General features: G+C 61.8%; 15 protein-coding genes. 8 read left to right on the forward strand and 7 right to left on the reverse strand.

Annotation, left to right across the window (positions count from 1 at the left end; all coding sequences use genetic code 11):
- Positions 1 to 21: 21 nt before the first annotated feature.
- Positions 22 to 1,923 carry a 3-dehydroshikimate dehydratase QuiC gene (quiC, locus tag ACI512_RS31095; RefSeq protein WP_405121484.1) on the reverse strand — a complete coding sequence of 634 codons (1,902 nt, stop codon included), beginning with the start codon at positions 1,921 to 1,923 and terminating at the stop codon, positions 22 to 24.
- Between the two features lie 221 nt (positions 1,924 to 2,144).
- Here quiC and ACI512_RS31100 point away from each other — a divergent pair, with 221 nt between their 5' ends.
- On the forward strand, positions 2,145 to 3,479 hold the full coding sequence (locus ACI512_RS31100; protein WP_064052944.1) for an MFS transporter: 1,335 nt from the start codon (positions 2,145 to 2,147) through the stop codon (positions 3,477 to 3,479).
- Positions 3,480 to 3,492: 13 nt separating this feature from the next.
- Here the strand turns inward: ACI512_RS31100 and ACI512_RS31105 are convergent, their stop codons facing one another.
- Positions 3,493 to 4,371 (reverse strand): DMT family transporter, encoded by an 879-nt coding sequence (locus ACI512_RS31105; RefSeq protein WP_046036589.1) that lies wholly within the window; start codon positions 4,369 to 4,371, stop codon positions 3,493 to 3,495.
- A 199-nt stretch (positions 4,372 to 4,570) separates the two neighbouring features.
- On the opposite strand from ACI512_RS31105, the gene ACI512_RS31110 reads away from it, so the two are divergent.
- The 3 genes from ACI512_RS31110 to ACI512_RS31120 are packed head-to-tail and all read left to right on the forward strand — an operon-like array spanning position 4,571 to position 6,918.
- Entirely contained in the window at positions 4,571 to 4,984 is a 414-nt protein-coding gene (locus ACI512_RS31110) for a membrane lipoprotein lipid attachment site-containing protein (protein ID WP_064052945.1), read from the forward strand.
- A 56-nt stretch (positions 4,985 to 5,040) separates the two neighbouring features.
- Positions 5,041 to 5,928, forward strand: coding sequence for a neutral zinc metallopeptidase (locus ACI512_RS31115; protein WP_015886019.1), 888 nt, complete (start codon positions 5,041 to 5,043; stop codon positions 5,926 to 5,928).
- On the forward strand, positions 5,929 to 6,918 hold the full coding sequence (locus tag ACI512_RS31120) for an alpha/beta hydrolase (RefSeq protein ID WP_236381413.1): 990 nt from the start codon (positions 5,929 to 5,931) through the stop codon (positions 6,916 to 6,918).
- 57 nt (positions 6,919 to 6,975) lie between these two features.
- Here ACI512_RS31120 and ACI512_RS31125 read toward each other — a convergent pair whose 3' ends face one another.
- Genes ACI512_RS31125 through ACI512_RS31135 form a run of 3 tightly spaced genes read right to left on the reverse strand, consistent with a single transcriptional unit; the run spans position 6,976 to position 9,049 of the window.
- Positions 6,976 to 7,575, reverse strand: a complete 600-nt coding sequence (locus tag ACI512_RS31125; RefSeq protein ID WP_236381412.1) for an HAD family hydrolase — start codon at positions 7,573 to 7,575, stop codon at positions 6,976 to 6,978.
- Positions 7,572 to 8,441, reverse strand: coding sequence for an acyl-CoA thioesterase II (gene tesB / locus ACI512_RS31130; protein ID WP_015886022.1), 870 nt, complete (start codon positions 8,439 to 8,441; stop codon positions 7,572 to 7,574). The genes ACI512_RS31125 and tesB overlap by 4 nt, the downstream gene beginning before the upstream one ends.
- Before the next feature lie 38 nt (positions 8,442 to 8,479).
- Positions 8,480 to 9,049: a GNAT family N-acetyltransferase gene (locus ACI512_RS31135; protein WP_015886023.1), complete on the reverse strand. Its 570-nt coding sequence runs from the start codon at positions 9,047 to 9,049 to the stop codon at positions 8,480 to 8,482.
- 75 nt (positions 9,050 to 9,124) lie between these two features.
- Here ACI512_RS31135 and ACI512_RS31140 point away from each other — a divergent pair, with 75 nt between their 5' ends.
- Positions 9,125 to 10,045, forward strand: a complete 921-nt coding sequence (locus ACI512_RS31140; protein WP_015886024.1) for a histone deacetylase — start codon at positions 9,125 to 9,127, stop codon at positions 10,043 to 10,045.
- Between the two features lie 171 nt (positions 10,046 to 10,216).
- The gene (locus ACI512_RS31145) at positions 10,217 to 11,443 is read left to right on the forward strand and encodes a TIGR03862 family flavoprotein (RefSeq protein WP_236381411.1); all 1,227 of its coding nucleotides are present in this window, start codon (positions 10,217 to 10,219) and stop codon (positions 11,441 to 11,443) included.
- Between the two features lie 136 nt (positions 11,444 to 11,579).
- Here the strand turns inward: ACI512_RS31145 and ACI512_RS31150 are convergent, their stop codons facing one another.
- Both ACI512_RS31150 and yedA read right to left on the reverse strand, forming a co-directional pair.
- Complete coding sequence (locus ACI512_RS31150) at positions 11,580 to 12,914, reverse strand: DEAD/DEAH box helicase (protein ID WP_064052950.1); 1,335 nt, start codon at positions 12,912 to 12,914, stop codon at positions 11,580 to 11,582.
- 48 nt (positions 12,915 to 12,962) lie between these two features.
- Positions 12,963 to 13,859, reverse strand: a complete 897-nt coding sequence (gene yedA / locus ACI512_RS31155) for a drug/metabolite exporter YedA (RefSeq protein WP_015886027.1) — start codon at positions 13,857 to 13,859, stop codon at positions 12,963 to 12,965.
- Positions 13,860 to 14,019: 160 nt separating this feature from the next.
- Between yedA and ACI512_RS31160 the strand changes: the two genes are divergently transcribed.
- The gene (locus tag ACI512_RS31160; RefSeq protein ID WP_405121485.1) at positions 14,020 to 14,475 is read left to right on the forward strand and encodes an Lrp/AsnC family transcriptional regulator; all 456 of its coding nucleotides are present in this window, start codon (positions 14,020 to 14,022) and stop codon (positions 14,473 to 14,475) included.
- Positions 14,465 to 15,163 (forward strand): cyclase family protein, encoded by a 699-nt coding sequence (locus tag ACI512_RS31165; protein ID WP_236380938.1) that lies wholly within the window; start codon positions 14,465 to 14,467, stop codon positions 15,161 to 15,163. Before ACI512_RS31160 ends, ACI512_RS31165 begins: the two co-directional genes overlap by 11 nt.
- The last annotated feature ends 12 nt before the right edge of the window (positions 15,164 to 15,175 follow it).

Consider the following 15,175-nt stretch of genomic DNA (forward strand, 5'->3'; position numbering starts at 1 on the left):
AAGGAAGCACCTCGCCAGCCGTTATAAACGCGCCTGGCGCACCGCACCGCTGCGCGATTTGGCCATCGCCGCCAGGCGCACCGCCACGTTGGCCGCGCCGTAGCCGGCATAACCGTTCTTGCGCTGGATGATCTCGAAGAAAAACCGCCCTTCAAATGGCTCGGTGTACACGTGAAACAACTCACCGCCTTGGGCGTCGCGGTCGTACAGCACGTTGTAGTACGCCAGCTCGCTGAGGAATTCGTCATCGAAATCGAAACGCGCCGCCAGGTCATCGTAATAGTTGAGCGGAATATCCAGCAGCGGCACACCCGCGTCTTTGGCGCGGCGCACTTCGGCGAAAATATCCGCGCAGTCGAAGGCAATGTGGTGCACGCCCGAGCCGCGATAGCTCGACAGTGCGTGGGAAATGGCGGTGTTGCGGTTCTCGGAGATATTCAGCGGCAGGCGGATCGAACTGCAGCGGCTGCGCAGGGCGCGGCTTTTCACCAAGCCGTAAGGGTCAGGCAGCACCACTTCGTCGTCGGCTTCGAAATCCAGCAGGCTCTTGTAGAACAGCACCCAACTGTCGAGGCTGTCGGCCGGCAACGCCATGGCCATGTGGTCGATGCGCAACAAGCTGCCGCTGGTTGAAGCGGCGGGCTGCAGGTTGAAGTCGGTGTCGTACAGCCCGCCTTCGCTCGGGTCCACCAGGTAAATCAGGCTGCCATCCGGCGCGCGCACCGCCGCCAGCTCCAACTCGTTGGGCCCGACCAGGCCGCGATACGGCTGGCCCTTGTACGCCACCGCCCGCTCCAGCGCCTTCGCGCTGTCCTTGACCCGAATCGCGGTGGCGCACAACGACGGCCCGTGGGCTTCGAAAAAGTTGTGGGCAAACGAATAGGGTTCACAGTTGAGAATCAGGTTGATATCGCCCTGGCGCAACAGGCTCACGCTCTTGGAGCGATGCTGCCCGGCCTTGACGAACCCCAGGCGTTCCAACCAATGAGTGAGCTTGGCGCCGAGGCTTTCGTCCACGGCAAACTCGAGGAACTCGATGCCGTCGTATTCGCTGGCCGCCGGGGTATCAAACAGAATCTCGGCAGGTTGCGCGGGCGCTTCCTGTTTCAGGCGCTCGCGGGTTTTCTCTTCCAGGTACAGCAAGGAGCGCAGGCCATCCGCTGCGTTCGCCCGAGTTGGCGCGGCGCGGAAGCCGTCGTTGAAAATCTCCAGGGACAGTGGCCCGGTGTAGCCACTCTTGATGATCGGCGCGAGGAAACCCGCCAGGTCGAATTCGCCTTGGCCGGGGAAGCAGCGAAAATGCCGGCTCCACTCCAGGACGTCCATGGCCAGGACCGGCGCGTCGGCCATTTGCACGAAGAAAATCTTGTCGCCGGGGATGTCGGCAATGGCGCTCGGGTCGCCCTTGAGCGACAGGGTGTGAAAGCTGTCGAGCAACACGCCCAGGCTGGGGTGATCAACCTGACGCACCAGGTTCCACACCTGTTGCCAGGTGTTCACATGCTTGCCCCAGGCCAAGGCTTCATAGCCGATACGCAGGCCACGGCGGCCAGCATGTTCGGCCAGCAGGCTCAAGTCATCCAGTAGAATGCGTTCATCACCCACGCAATCGGCCGAGGCATTGCTGCACACCAGCACTAAGTCGGTGCCCAACTCCTGCATCAGGTCGAACTTGCGCTCGGCACGCTCGAGGTTGCGCGCCAGGCGGTCACGGCGGCAACCTTCAAAGTCGCGGAACGGCTGGAACAACGTGATAGCAATGCCGAGGTCGGCGCACATCTGCCTAACTTCACGCGGGCTGCCATCGTAATACAGCAGATCGTTTTCGAAGATTTCGACGCCATCAAACCCGGCGGCCGCGATGGCTTCGAGTTTTTCCGGCAGGGTTCCGCTCAAGGAAACGGTGGCAATAGAGCGTTGCATGGGCGACTCCCGGCATTTGAGGCTGGTCTTATTTACGGCAAATTATTGGCCGCTAAACTGTCGACAGCAATTAAAATGTACGAACCGGTTAGTTTTTGGTGCGATTATCGAACACTATGCCTGTTTGGCGAATTGACGATTTTTTAAGCGCTGCGCACCATCGATCCAGTAACAAAGACCCAGAACACACCATAAAAATTTCAAAAAACGGGTACAACCACATGCCTCTGCAAAACTCCGTCCTGGCCGACCGCCCGGGCAACCCGCACGCCGGCATCGGCGACAAGATCCGCGGCGCCCTGGCCGTGGGCAAAACGCGCTGGGGCATGCTGGCCCTGGTGTTTTTCGCCACCACACTCAACTACATCGACCGCGCCGCACTGGGCGTGATGCAACCGATCCTGGCCAAAGAGATGAGCTGGACGGCGATGGACTACGCCAACATCAACTTCTGGTTCCAGGTCGGCTACGCCGTCGGCTTTGTGCTGCAAGGCCGCCTGATCGACCGGGTCGGCGTCAAACGCGTGTTCTTCTTCGCCGTACTGCTGTGGAGCCTGGCAACCGGCGCTCACGGCCTGGCCACCTCGGCGGTGGGCTTTATGGTCTGCCGCTTTATCCTCGGGTTGACCGAAGCCGCCAACTACCCGGCGTGCGTCAAGACCACGCGGTTGTGGTTCCCGGCGGGTGAACGTGCCGTGGCCACCGGCATCTTCAACGCCGGCACCAACGTCGGCGCGATGATGACCCCGATGCTGCTGCCGTTGATCCTGCATGTGTGGGGCTGGCAGGCGGCGTTCCTGTGCATGGCCTCGCTCGGTGCGATCTGGCTGGTGTTCTGGGGTTTGAAATACTACAACCCGGAAGACCACCCTTCGGTCAAACAATCCGAATTGGACTACGTGCAGCAGCAAGTCGAGCCGGAACAACCGGGCGTCCCCTTCAGCCGTATCCTGCGGATGCGCGGCACCTGGGCCTTCGCCATCGCATATGCCCTCACCGCGCCGGTGTTCTGGTTCTACCTGTATTGGCTGCCGCCGTTCCTGAACCAGCAATACAACCTGGGCATCAACGTGACCCAGATGGGTATCCCACTGATCATCATTTACCTGACCGCCGACTTCGGCAGCGTGGGGGGTGGGATTCTGTCGTCGTTCCTGATCGGCCGAGGCATGAACCCGATCAAGGCACGCCTGCTGTCGATGCTGCTGTTTGCCTGCTGCATCGTCGGCGTGATCATGGCCGCCGGTTCCAGCCAGCTGTGGGTCGCGGTGTTTGCCATCTCCCTGGCGATTGGTGCGCACCAGGCCTGGACCGCCAACATCTGGAGCCTGGTGATGGACTACACGCCCAAGCACATGATGAGTACGGTGTTTGGTTTCGGCGGCATGTGCGCGGCCATCGGCGGTATGTTCATGACCCAGATCGTCGGCCACATCCTCACCGTGACGAACAACAACTACACAGTGTTGTTCACCCTGATCCCGGCGATGTACTTCATTGCGCTGACCTGGATGTACTTCATGGCACCGCGCAAGATCCCTACCGTAGACGTCTGAGCAACCGTCTGAGCTATCTGCGCCGCTGCTGCCAGGCAGCGGCCAACCCGCTCATGCAGATCACCCCGATGCCGACCACCGTGGTCACATCGGGGGTATGGTTGAACACCAGCCAGCCCAACAACCCCGCAAACACGATCTGGCAATAGCCGAACGGCGCCAGCAAGGCCGGCGCCGCGAAGCGGAACGCCTGGGTCAACATCAAGTGCGCGGTCATGCCGCACGTGCCCAGGGCCAGCATCAACACGCCATGCCACAGCGTGGGGATCTGCCAGAAGAACGGCACCATGGCGCTCATCACCAAGGTATTGCACAGCCCGGCAAAGAAGTTGCTGGTGGTGGGGGTGTCGAACTTACTCAAGATGCGCGTGAGCAGTTGGTAGAAGCAGAAGAACAGCGCCGAACACAGCGGCAGCAACACCGCCGGCGTGAAGAGTTCGCCGCCTGGATGGATGATCACCAGCACCCCGATAAAGCCACAGATCACCGCCAGCCATTGGCCGCGTGTCACGTGCTCACCCAGCAGCGGCACCGACAGCGCCGTCACTAGGATGGGCGCCAGGAAGTTCACTGCCGTGGCTTCGGCCAAAGGGATGTAATGCAGCGCCGCCGTGAAGAACAAGCTGGTGCCCAGCAGACACAGCGCCCGCACGACCTGCATCCCCGGCCGTTTGCTGCGCAGTACGCGCAACCCCGATTGCGGCAGGAAAATGCCGGCCATCAACAAGGTGTGCACTAGGTAGCGCGCCCACACCACCATCACGATCGGGTAGAACCCGGCCAGGTATTTGGACAAGGCATCGTGGCTGGAGAACAGGAACGTCGCCAGTACAATCAGCAGAATGCCTTTGAAAGGATGGTTGATGCCGGAAAGGGGGGTACTGACAGTCATTGGATTCTCTTGCGTGGCGAGCTGAACGCTGAGCACTGAACGAAGCAGCGCTCAACCCGGTAATCTAGCAGCCGGGCCGGAGTCTGCCCCAAGAGCATAACCAAACACCGGGCGAACAGCGCACTAAATCACAGGATTCGAGTCCAACGCTGCACGATTGCCCTCGCGCTGTACACTTTTTAACCAAGGCCTTGCCGCTATGAAAAAAACGCTTTTTATTCTGTCTGCCCTTGCTCTGCTGACTGCCTGTAATCAGGAATCCAAGGAAGCGCCAAAACCTGCACCGGCGTCCGTACAAGCGACCCTCGTGCCGCAAACGCCGCCAACCGACAAATGGGTGGGCAAGTGGATCGGCGTCGAAGGCCTGTACCTGACCATCGCCAAGGATGACAGCATCGGCCGTGGTCACTACCTCCTCACCATGCAATACGGCCTCGACGCCGATGACGCCGGCACCTTCAAAGGTGAGGCCAATGAAGACGGCATCGCCTTCAACCGCCCGGACGGCCCACAACTGCTGCGCGCCGGTGACGGTGAAGCCACCGGGCTGAAATGGCTGGCGGATAAAAAGGACTGCCTGATTGTCGATACCGGCGAAGGGTATTGCCGCTAATAACGGCCATACTCAACCAACATCCCTGTAGGACCGTTCATCAAGAGGATTGCCCCATGCTATGGAAAAAAGGCCGACGCAGCGACAACGTGGTGGATGCCCGCGATGACAGTGGCGGGGGTGGCGGCGGCATGCGCTTTGGGGGCGGTAAAGGCTTGAGCCTGACGGCGATTGTGCTGATCGTCGGCATCGGCTGGATGACCGGCCAGGACCCGTTGCAGATCCTCGGCCAACTGACCGGCCAGATGGAACAGGCGCCCTCGGTGAGCACCCAATCGCGCCAGGCGCCGCCGGCCAACGATGAACAAGCCGATTTTGTACGGGCCGTGTTGGGCGATACCGAGGACACCTGGGGCCAGGTGTTCAAGGAAAACGGCCTGGCCTACAAGAACCCGAAACTGATTCTGTTCCGTGGCCGGGTCAACTCCGCCTGCGGTGGCGCCACCTCGGCCAGTGGCCCGTTCTATTGCCCGGCTGACCAACAGGTGTACTTGGACCTGGACTTCTTCCGGGAAATGTCGCAACGCTTCCAAGCCGCCGGCGACTTCGCCCAGGCCTATGTGATCGCCCACGAAGTCGGGCACCACGTGCAGACACTGCTGGGCATTTCGTCGAAGATCCAGGCCGCACGCCAGCAAGGCCGCCAGATGCAAGGCGACGGCGGCCTGTTGGTGCGCCAGGAGCTGCAAGCCGACTGCTTCGCCGGGGTGTGGGCCAACCGTGCGCAAAAGCGCCTGAACTGGCTGGAACCCGGTGACATTGAAGAAGCACTGAATGCGGCCAACGCCATTGGCGATGACCGCTTGCAGCAACAGGGTCAAGGGCGCGTGGTGCCGGACTCGTTTACCCACGGCACCTCGGCGCAGCGCGTGCGCTGGTTCAAGACCGGCTTCGCCCAGGGCCAGATCACTCAATGCGACACCTTTGCCGCCAAGAGCCTCTAGATGAATAAACGATTGGGATTGCTGCTGGGTGCGCTAGTCACCTGTTCCGCCTTGGCCGCCGAGCCTGTCGTAAAAGAGCATGGCGTAAAAGAAGTCAGTCCCGATCGTTTCCACCTGGAGGCCGGCGACCTCAGCCTGGGCTTGAGCCAGGACTGGCGACAGCCACTGCCCACGGTCACCCGCGCCTTGATCATCGTGCACGGCCGCCTGCGCAATGCGCAGACCTACCTGCAAAGCGGTGAAGATGCCGCCGAGCATGCCGGGCTTACCGCCAGCACGCTGGTGATCGCGCCGCAGTTTCTCAACGCGTCCGACGTGAAGCGCAACCACCTGGGCAACTCGGTACTGCGTTGGAAGGGCAACGACTGGATGGCCGGCGAGCCCTCGACCGGACCGGGCCAAATCAGTTCCTACGGCGCGCTGGACCAGATTATCAAGCACCTGGGCAACCGCACATTGTTCCCGGCGCTGAAAGAAATCGTGGTCGCCGGCCACTCCGGCGGCGGCCAGGTGGTGCAGCGTTTCGCCCTCACGGGCCACGACCACCCGATGCTGCAGACCGAAGGCATCAGCCTGCGCTACGTGGTGGCCAACCCGTCGTCCTACGCCTACTTCAGCCCGCAGCGCCCGGTGAAGTTCGACGCCGCCAGTTGCCCCGGCTTCAACGACTGGAAATACGGCATGCAAAACCTGCCGGACTACGCCAAGGGTCAGAGCGCCGAGCAGCTTGAAAACACGTACGTGTCACGCAACATCACCTACCTGCTGGGCCAGCAAGACACCGACCCGAACCATCCCGCGCTGGATAAAAGCTGCGCCGCCGAGACCCAGGGCGCGTATCGCCTGATTCGCGGGCACAACTATTTTGACTACCTCAAGCAGCGGCATCCGCAGTTGAGCCATAGGCTGGTGGAGGTGCCGGGGGTTGGGCATAACGGGGATGGGATGTTTACGTCGCCGGAAGGCCAGAAAGTACTCTTCGGGAAATAACTGCCGAAACCGGATTAAAAATGTGGGAGGGGGCAAGCCCCCTCCCACATTTGATTGTCAGCGTATGGGCTGGATCATCCGGCGCAGCACCGCACAATCCTCGGCATGCCAATCCGCCAATTCAGGCCAGGGATTTTCCGGCAGGTTCACCAACACCGTCCGCGCCCCCGCCGCCCGGCCACAGTCCAGGTCAAAGCGATAATCGCCGACCATCACCATCTCGCTCGGCGCCACGTCCCAGGCTGCTGCCAGTTTCAGCAAACCACCCGGGTCCGGCTTCGGCGGCGCATCGTCACGCCCCAGCACATCCTCGACGGCAAAGCAGTCCGCCAGGCCAATCGCCTCCAGCGTGATATGCGCCAATTCCCGCGCATTGCGGGTCAGGATACCCAGGCGATCACCACGCCCGGCCAGCTCGCGCACCAGTTCCACTGCGCCTTCAGCCGCGACGGAACCCTGCGCCAGCTCCCGTTCATGCTCCAGCAGCCAGGCATGCTTGGCCGCCGCGACCTCCGCCGGCAATGCCGCCAAGTGAGTGAGGATGTCGTCCTCGGGTGGAATCTCCAGCGCCGCGCGAATGGCCGCAAAGTCATGCACGGCCACCGTGAGGGTGCCGTCCATGTCGAACACCCAGTGCCTGACGTCCGCCAGGCTCATGCCCAATCCTTGCGATGACGAATCAAACCTTCCTGCGTCACCGAGGCCACCAACTGCCCGGCGCGGTTGTACACGCTGCCACGGGAGAACCCACGGGAATTACCGGCCCACGGGCTGTCCATGGCGTACAACAGCCAATCATCGGCACGCAGGTCGGCATGGAACCACAACGCGTGGTCGAGGCTGGCGACTTGCATGTCTTTCTGCCACACGGTCTTGCCGTGGGGCAGCAAGGAGGTGGTCAGCAGGCCGAAGTCCGAGGCGTAGGCCAGCAGGTACTTATGCAACGCCGGCGTGTCGGCCAGGGCGCCGTCGGCACGGAACCACACGTATTTGACCGGGTCGGAGGGCTGCGGGTTGAACGGGTCTTTCTCGGTCACCGGGCGCACTTCGATCGGTTTGGGGCACAGCAGCTTGTCGCGCATGTGCTCGGGGATCAGGTGCGCCCGCTGCTGGGTCAGTTCCAGCTCCGACGGCAAGTTTTCCGGACCGACCACTACGGGCATGGTGGTCTGGTGATCGAAGCCTTGTTCGTCGTATTGGAACGAAGTGGTGCAGGTGAAGATCGGGTGGCCCTTCTGGATCGCCGTCACGCGGCGCGTACTGAAACTGCCGCCGTCGCGCACGCGGTCCACCGAGTACACCACCGGCAACTTCGCGTCGCCAGGGCGCAGGAAATAACCGTGCAGGGAATGCACATGCCGCGCTTCTTCTACGGTCTGGCTGGCTGCCGACAACGACTGGCCGAGCACCTGGCCACCAAACAATTGGCGAAAGCCCAGGTCCTGGCTGCGGCCGCGAAAGAGGTTTTCCTCGATCGGCTCCAGGGTCAGCAAGTCCACCAGATCTTCCAATACTTGGCTCATAGAGCAACTCCTAAAATCTACGGGGCATTCCGGGCTGCCTATCCGTGCAGCGTGTCCAACCATTGGGCGCGGGTGATGCGATACAAAACATGATGGCGCAGCGGGTCATCGGCTGCGACCTTGGGGTGTTCAAAATCTGCCAGGGGATCGTAATGCATACCGATGGCCTGCATGACTTTTTGTGATGGCAGATTGGCTTCGGTGGTGAAGGCGACGATTTCGTCCAACTGCAAACGGTCGAAACCACAGCGCAACGCCGTCCAGGCCGCCTCGCTGGCGTATCCCAGGCCCCAGTGCTCGCGGGCCAGGCGCCAGCCGATTTCCACCGCCGGGGTAAAGTCGGTTTCAAAGCTGACATTCGCCAGCCCGGTGAGGCCGATGAATTCACCCGTGTCCTTGCGCTGTAACGCCCACAGGCCAAAGCCGTATTCGGCGAAGTGGCCGCGAATCCGGCCGATCAAGGCGGCGCTTTCCAGGTGGCTCAACGTGGCCGGGAAATAGCGCATCACCTGCGGGTCGGCGCACATGCGTGCAAATTCCAGCAGGTCGCTGTCGCGCCATTGGCGCAGCACCAGGCGTGCGCTTTCCAATTCAAGTATCGGCTCCATGGGTCCCCTCCCTTGCCATGTGCGTGAGTGTACCGCGCTGTTAAGATCCCTCGCAGGTTCCCGTCAGAAAATCCCATGCCTTTGCCATTGATCTACCACGATGACTACAGCCCCGAGTTCCCGGCGGAACATCGGTTCCCCATGGACAAATTCCGCCTGTTGCGCGACCACCTGGTGGACAGTGGCCTGACCGAGGACAGCCAATTGCTGCGCCCGCAGCTGTGCCCCGCGCAGATTCTGGCCCTGGCCCATGACACGGGGTATATCGAACGCTACATGAGTGGCGAACTGTCCCGCGAAGACCAGCGCCGCCTCGGCCTGCCGTGGAACGAAGCCCTGGCCCGGCGCACCGTGCGTGCGGTCGGCGGCTCGATTCTCGCGGCAGAACAGGCGCTGGAACACGGCCTGGCGTGCCACCTGGCGGGCGGCACCCACCACGCCCATTACGATTACCCTGCGGGCTTTTGCATCTTCAATGACCTGGCGGTGATCAGCCATTACCTGCTGGCCAGCGGCCGGGTCAACCGCGTGCTGATCTTCGATTGCGACGTGCACCAAGGCGACGGCACCGCGCGCATCCTCCACGACACGCCGGATGCCATCACCGTGTCGCTGCACTGCGAAAAGAACTTCCCCGCACGCAAGGCCCAAAGCGACTGGGACATTCCGCTGCCCATGGGCATGGGCGACGCCGATTACCTCAAGGTGGTGGACGACGCGCTCAACTACCTGCTGCCGCTGTATCAACCGGACCTGGTGCTCTACGACGCCGGCGTCGATGTGCACAAGGACGACGCCCTCGGTTACCTCAAGCTGACAGACGCCGGCGTCGCCGCCCGCGACGAAAGCGTGATGCGCCACTGCCTGGGCCGCGATATTCCAGTGATGGGTGTGATCGGCGGCGGCTACAGCAAGGACCGCCCCGCCCTGGCCCGTCGCCACGGCATCCTGCACCACAGTGCGCAACGGGTGTGGACGTCATCAGGTTGTCATTGAACCGTGGGCGTTACCCACATTGCCTGTGGAACCACCTGTGGATAACTTGAGCGTAAGCCTCTGAAAGCGAGCAGCCGTAAGGCTTGTAGGAAAGTGTACGTTTTTTGATCAGGCAGCCACACTGTGGTCGGGTAGAATACGCGGCCTATTCAAGCCACCAAAGCCCTGCCCATGCCCCAGACCTCACCTCACCACGTCACCCTGATCGGTGGCGGCCCTGCCGGGCTGATGGCTGCCGAAGTCCTGAGCCAAGCGGGCGTGCGCGTGGACCTGTACGACGGCATGCCCTCGGTGGGGCGCAAATTCCTGCTGGCCGGCGTGGGCGGCATGAACATCACCCACTCCGAGGCGTACCCGGCGTTTCTGTCGCGGTATGCCGAACGTGCGCCGCACATGGCGCCGCTGCTGCGTGGGTTTGGCGCCGAGGCGTTGTGCGAATGGATTCACGGCTTGGGCATCGAGACCTTCGTCGGCACCTCCGGCCGAGTATTCCCGACCGATATGAAAGCCGCCCCGCTGCTGCGCGCCTGGCTCAAGCGCCTGCGCGATCAAGGCGTGGTTATCCACACCCGGCATCGTTGGGTGGGGTGGAATGCAGAGGGTGGTTTACTTATCCACAGCCCGGACGGCGATAAAGTTGTCCACAGCGACGCCGTGCTGCTGGCGTTGGGCGGTGGCAGTTGGTCGCGCCTGGGTTCAGACGGTGCCTGGCTCAAGTTGCTGGAAGACAAAGGCGTGCCCTACGTCCCCTTGCAACCGAGCAACTGCGGCTTCGAGGTGTCGGCCTGGAGCGAATTGATGGTCAGCAAATTCGCCGGCGCGCCGCTGAAGAACGTTGCCATTGGGCTGGCGGATGACAAGCCTCGGCTGGGCGAATGCGTGGTCACGGCGACCGGTATCGAAGGCAGTTTGATCTATGCACTGTCGGCGCCGATTCGTGAGGCGATCAATCGCAACGGTTCGGCCACCGTGCATATCGACTTGCTGCCGAGCAAGCCGCTGGACAAGGTCCAGGCCGCCTTGGCCAAGCCGCGCGGTTCACGTTCGATGAGCAAGCATTTGCACAGTCAATTGGGGTTGGAGGGGGTGAAGGCCGCGCTGTTGCGTGAGTTGGCACCGGCCGGGCACTTCAATGACCCGGCGCAACTGGCGGTGGCTATCAAGGCCTTGCCGTTGACGCTGGTGAAGACACGGCCGATGGATGAGGCAATCAGTACGGCGGGCGGGGTGCCGTTTGAGGCGCTGGATGAGCGCTTGATGCTCAAGCAGTTGCCGGGGGTGTTTTGTGCGGGGGAGATGCTGGATTGGGAAGCGCCGACGGGGGGCTACCTACTGACAGGATGCTTTGCCAGCGGAAGGGCGGCTGGGCGGGGGATGTTGGAATGGCTTAAGCGCTGAGTTGTGTGGTGAATCTAGAGCCAGCATCGCAGGCAAGCCAGCTCCCACATTTTGATGTGTGAACACAGTCAAATGTGGGAGGGGCGGTGCGACGATTCGACTTGCCCCCGATGAGGCCATCAGCAGCGCCGAAAAATCACTTCTTCTTACGCGGCCCCGTATTAAACACCGGCACCTTGCGCACCGGCTTGATCGAAGGCTCCACCGGGGCCGCATCCCCGCTGTCCACCCACTTACCCAGGTTGCGCTTACCGCCACCCCCTGACGCCTTAGGCTTCTTCGGTTTTTTCGGTTTCTTCACCACCTGCCCGCTGGCGTCGGTGTCCGGGACACGGTGCTCCGGTTCGAAGTCCGGCTCCATCTTGCGGGTCAGGGTCTGACGCGTGAGCATCTCGATCGCCGACAGCATGTTCACTTCATCGGCACACACCAGGGAAATCGCCTCGCCGGTGTTGCCCGCACGCCCGGTACGACCGATGCGGTGGATGTAATCCTCGGCCACGATCGGCAGGTCGAAGTTGACCACCAGCGGCAAATCTTCGATGTCCAGGCCACGGGCCGCCACGTCGGTGGCCACCAGGATCTGCACTTCGCTCGACTTGAAGCGGTCCAGCGCACGTTGGCGGGTGGCTTGTGGTTTGTCGCCGTGGATACCGTCGGCGTTGATGCCCAGGCCTTGCAACTTATCCACCAGCGCATCCACGCCGTTACGGGTCTTGGCGAACACCAGCACCTGCTTCCAGCGGCCTTTGCGCATCAAGTGCACAAACAGCTCCGGCTTGCGCTTCTTGTCCACCGGCACCACCCACTGCTTCACGGTGTTGGCGGCGACGTTGCGCGGGCTGACTTCGATGGTCAGCGGGTCGTTGAGCATCTGCCCGGCCAGCAGGCGGATCTCATCGGAAAAGGTCGCGGAGAACAGCAGGGTCTGGCGCTTTTTCGGCAACATGCGGTAGATGTTCGCCAGCTCTTCGGAGAAGCCCAGGTCGAGCATGCGGTCGGCTTCATCCAGCACCAGGGTTTGCAGCTGGTTGAGTTTCAGCGCGTTCTGGCGGAACAGGTCGATCAGGCGGCCAGGCGTGGCGACCAGAATATCGACACCTTTGCGCAGCTTCATCATCTGCGGGTTGATGCTCACGCCGCCGTACACCGCGTAGGTGGTGAGTGGCAGGTGTTGGGCGTACTCGGCGACGCTGGCATGAACCTGCTCGGCCAGCTCGCGGGTCGGGCACAGGATCAGCGCGCGCGCCGAGTTGGCGGCGACTTTCGGCCCTTCGGTGGTCAGCAGTTGCAGCAGCGGCACGGCAAAACCGGCGGTCTTGCCAGTGCCGGTCTGGGCCGCGGCCATCAGGTCGCGACCGGCCAGCACCGCCGGAATGGCTTGCGCCTGCACCGGCGTCGGGGTCTGGTAGCCAAGCGTCTCAAGGGCGCGCAGCAAGGGTTCGATCAGGCCAAGGGAGGCGAAAGTCATGTGTTTACCGTAGGAAAAATTCAGCGCAAGGGCGTAATGCGCCGCAGTTTACCTTATTTCCGGCTTGGGCTTTCGCCACTGGGGCAAGCTGATCAGCAGCACCGCGCTGATGATCACCAACATCGCCAAGGCTTCTTCCAGGCCGATGGTCTCGCCGATAAACACGATCCCCAGCAACACCGCCACTGCGGGGTTGACGTAGGCATAACTGGTCGCCGCTGCGGGGCGTACGTGCTTGAGCAGGTACATATAAGCGTTGAAGGCGATGATCGAGCCGAACACGGCCAGGTACGCCAGGGCCAGCCAGCCTTCCAGCGGCGGCATGGCTTGCAGGCGTTCGCCGGTGAGCGCGCTGGCGATCAACAGCGTCACGCCGGCCACCAGCATTTCCGCAGCGCTGGCCATGGCCCCCGGTGGCAACGGCAGGCGCCGGCTCCACACCGAACCAAACGCCCACGACGCCGCAGCAAACAGCAGCAAAGCAGCACCCATCGGGCTCGATTGCAACGTGCTGCCCATATTGAGCATAGCGATGCCGATCATCCCCAAGATCACGCCCGCCCATTCCAGCCGGGTATTGCGCGCGCCCCAGAAATAACCGCACAACAACGTGAACAGCGGTACGGTCGCCACCGCCAGTGCCGCCACGCCGGACGACACGCCAGTGTGCTCGGCCACACTCACTGCGCCATTGCCGAAGGTCAGCAGCAAAATGCCAATCTTGGCCGCCGCCTTCCACTGCTCCCACGTCGGCGCCGGCGCTCCACGCCAGCGCAAAAACCCGTACATCGCCGCACCCGCCACCAGAAAACGAATCCCGCCCAGCATCAGCGGCGGCCAGTACTCCACGCCGATGCGAATCACCAAATAGGTGGACCCCCAAATCACATACAACGCAAAAAAGGCAGCGATCAACGGTAAGGGGAAGCGACGTGGGCCAGGCATTGGGTAGCTCTGCGGCAGGAGATAGGAGGCTTATTCTAAAAAAGCAGGTCGTTAAACATAAGTTACAAAACCTGTTTAAAACGCCGTTACACTTTTCAAAGCATGGTTATGAACGCTATAACCCGTGCTTTCGAAAGCCACACGCAACTGGAGCCTTATCATGGACAAATACGACCGCATGCTCCTCAGCGCCCTGCTCGAAGACGGCCGCGCGTCCTACGCGCAATTGGCCCGCGCGGTAAACCTCTCCGCCCCCGCCGTGGCCGAGCGCGTGGCCAAATTGGAGGCCAGCGGGGTGATCACCGGGTATCAGGCCAAGGTGGATTTATCCAAGGTGGGGTTGCCGATCCAATGCGTGATTGAGCTGCGGTTGACCAATCATGGCAGTCAGAAGGTGTACGACGCGCTGGCGGAAATCCCCGAACTGACGGAGTGCCATCGGGTGACCGGCGATCCGTGCGTGATCATGCAGGCGGCGGTGGGGTCGATGCCTGAGCTGGAGAATTTGATCAACCGGATCGCGAAGTTCGGGTTCAGCAAGACCTCGATTATTTTGTCGAGTGCGATAGAGCGGCGGGTGCCGTTGGGGCAGTTGGAGGGCAAAAATGGTGGGTAAGCTCAGCAAGGTCGTCAGCCTCAGCCACCCGATCAGTCCGCGTATCCCGCTGTGGCCGGGCGATCCCCCCGTGGCGTTCGAAGACGTCGCTTCGTTGGAAAAGGACGGCTATTTCCTACTGCGCTTCAGCATGGGTGAACACAGCGCCACGCATATGAATGCGCCGAATAGTTTCTATGCTAACGGAATGGGGATTGAAGGCTATCAACCCGAAGAGTTGGTACGCCCTGCTGTGGTGATAGATGTGCGCGGTAGAACCCAAAGCAATCCGGATTACGAAATCTGCCCGCAGGATGTTGAAGAGTGGGAACGCGTGCACGGCCTCATCGAAGCGGGTTGCGTGGTACTGATGTACACCGGCTGGCAGCATCTTTGGAACGACCCGACAGCGTTTTTCGGGCTGGACGCGCAAGGCTCCCACTTCCCGGGCATTGGCGAGGCGGCGATCCGGTTCTTGCTTGAGCAACGCCAGATTGCCGGAGTCGGGATAGATACCCACGGGGTTGATCCGGGACAGAGCACTGCATTTGTGACAAACCACGCCGTGTTGGGCAGGAATGGGATTGTGCTGGAATGTTTGAGCAATCTCGACCGCTTACCGGCCAGGGGCGCCACGTTAGTGATCGGTGTACTGGGACTGGAGGGCGGTTCAGGATCACCCGCATCGGTGATGGCGTTTATCCCCTGACGACTCAGTTGC

The sequence above is a fragment of the Pseudomonas petroselini genome (assembly GCF_045037875.1).
Taxonomy (GTDB): domain Bacteria; phylum Pseudomonadota; class Gammaproteobacteria; order Pseudomonadales; family Pseudomonadaceae; genus Aquipseudomonas; species Aquipseudomonas petroselini.

What these genes read in the sequence shown, in the direction of transcription:
- quiC (WP_405121484.1), bottom strand. Translation starts at nt 1,923, where the DNA reads ATGCAACGCTCTATTGCCACCGTTTCCTTGAGCGGAACCCTGCCGGAA.
- ACI512_RS31150 (WP_064052950.1), bottom strand. Translation starts at nt 12,914, where the DNA reads ATGACTTTCGCCTCCCTTGGCCTGATCGAACCCTTGCTGCGCGCCCTT.
- ACI512_RS31145 (WP_236381411.1), top strand. Translation starts at nt 10,217, where the DNA reads ATGCCCCAGACCTCACCTCACCACGTCACCCTGATCGGTGGCGGCCCT.
- ACI512_RS31120 (WP_236381413.1), top strand. Translation starts at nt 5,929, where the DNA reads ATGAATAAACGATTGGGATTGCTGCTGGGTGCGCTAGTCACCTGTTCC.
- yedA (WP_015886027.1), bottom strand. Translation starts at nt 13,859, where the DNA reads ATGCCTGGCCCACGTCGCTTCCCCTTACCGTTGATCGCTGCCTTTTTT.
- ACI512_RS31140 (WP_015886024.1), top strand. Translation starts at nt 9,125, where the DNA reads ATGCCTTTGCCATTGATCTACCACGATGACTACAGCCCCGAGTTCCCG.
- ACI512_RS31125 (WP_236381412.1), bottom strand. Translation starts at nt 7,575, where the DNA reads ATGAGCCTGGCGGACGTCAGGCACTGGGTGTTCGACATGGACGGCACC.
- ACI512_RS31105 (WP_046036589.1), bottom strand. Translation starts at nt 4,371, where the DNA reads ATGACTGTCAGTACCCCCCTTTCCGGCATCAACCATCCTTTCAAAGGC.
- ACI512_RS31160 (WP_405121485.1), top strand. Translation starts at nt 14,020, where the DNA reads ATGGACAAATACGACCGCATGCTCCTCAGCGCCCTGCTCGAAGACGGC.
- ACI512_RS31100 (WP_064052944.1), top strand. Translation starts at nt 2,145, where the DNA reads ATGCCTCTGCAAAACTCCGTCCTGGCCGACCGCCCGGGCAACCCGCAC.
- ACI512_RS31110 (WP_064052945.1), top strand. Translation starts at nt 4,571, where the DNA reads ATGAAAAAAACGCTTTTTATTCTGTCTGCCCTTGCTCTGCTGACTGCC.
- ACI512_RS31115 (WP_015886019.1), top strand. Translation starts at nt 5,041, where the DNA reads ATGCTATGGAAAAAAGGCCGACGCAGCGACAACGTGGTGGATGCCCGC.
- ACI512_RS31165 (WP_236380938.1), top strand. Translation starts at nt 14,465, where the DNA reads ATGGTGGGTAAGCTCAGCAAGGTCGTCAGCCTCAGCCACCCGATCAGT.
- ACI512_RS31135 (WP_015886023.1), bottom strand. Translation starts at nt 9,049, where the DNA reads ATGGAGCCGATACTTGAATTGGAAAGCGCACGCCTGGTGCTGCGCCAA.
- tesB (WP_015886022.1), bottom strand. Translation starts at nt 8,441, where the DNA reads ATGAGCCAAGTATTGGAAGATCTGGTGGACTTGCTGACCCTGGAGCCG.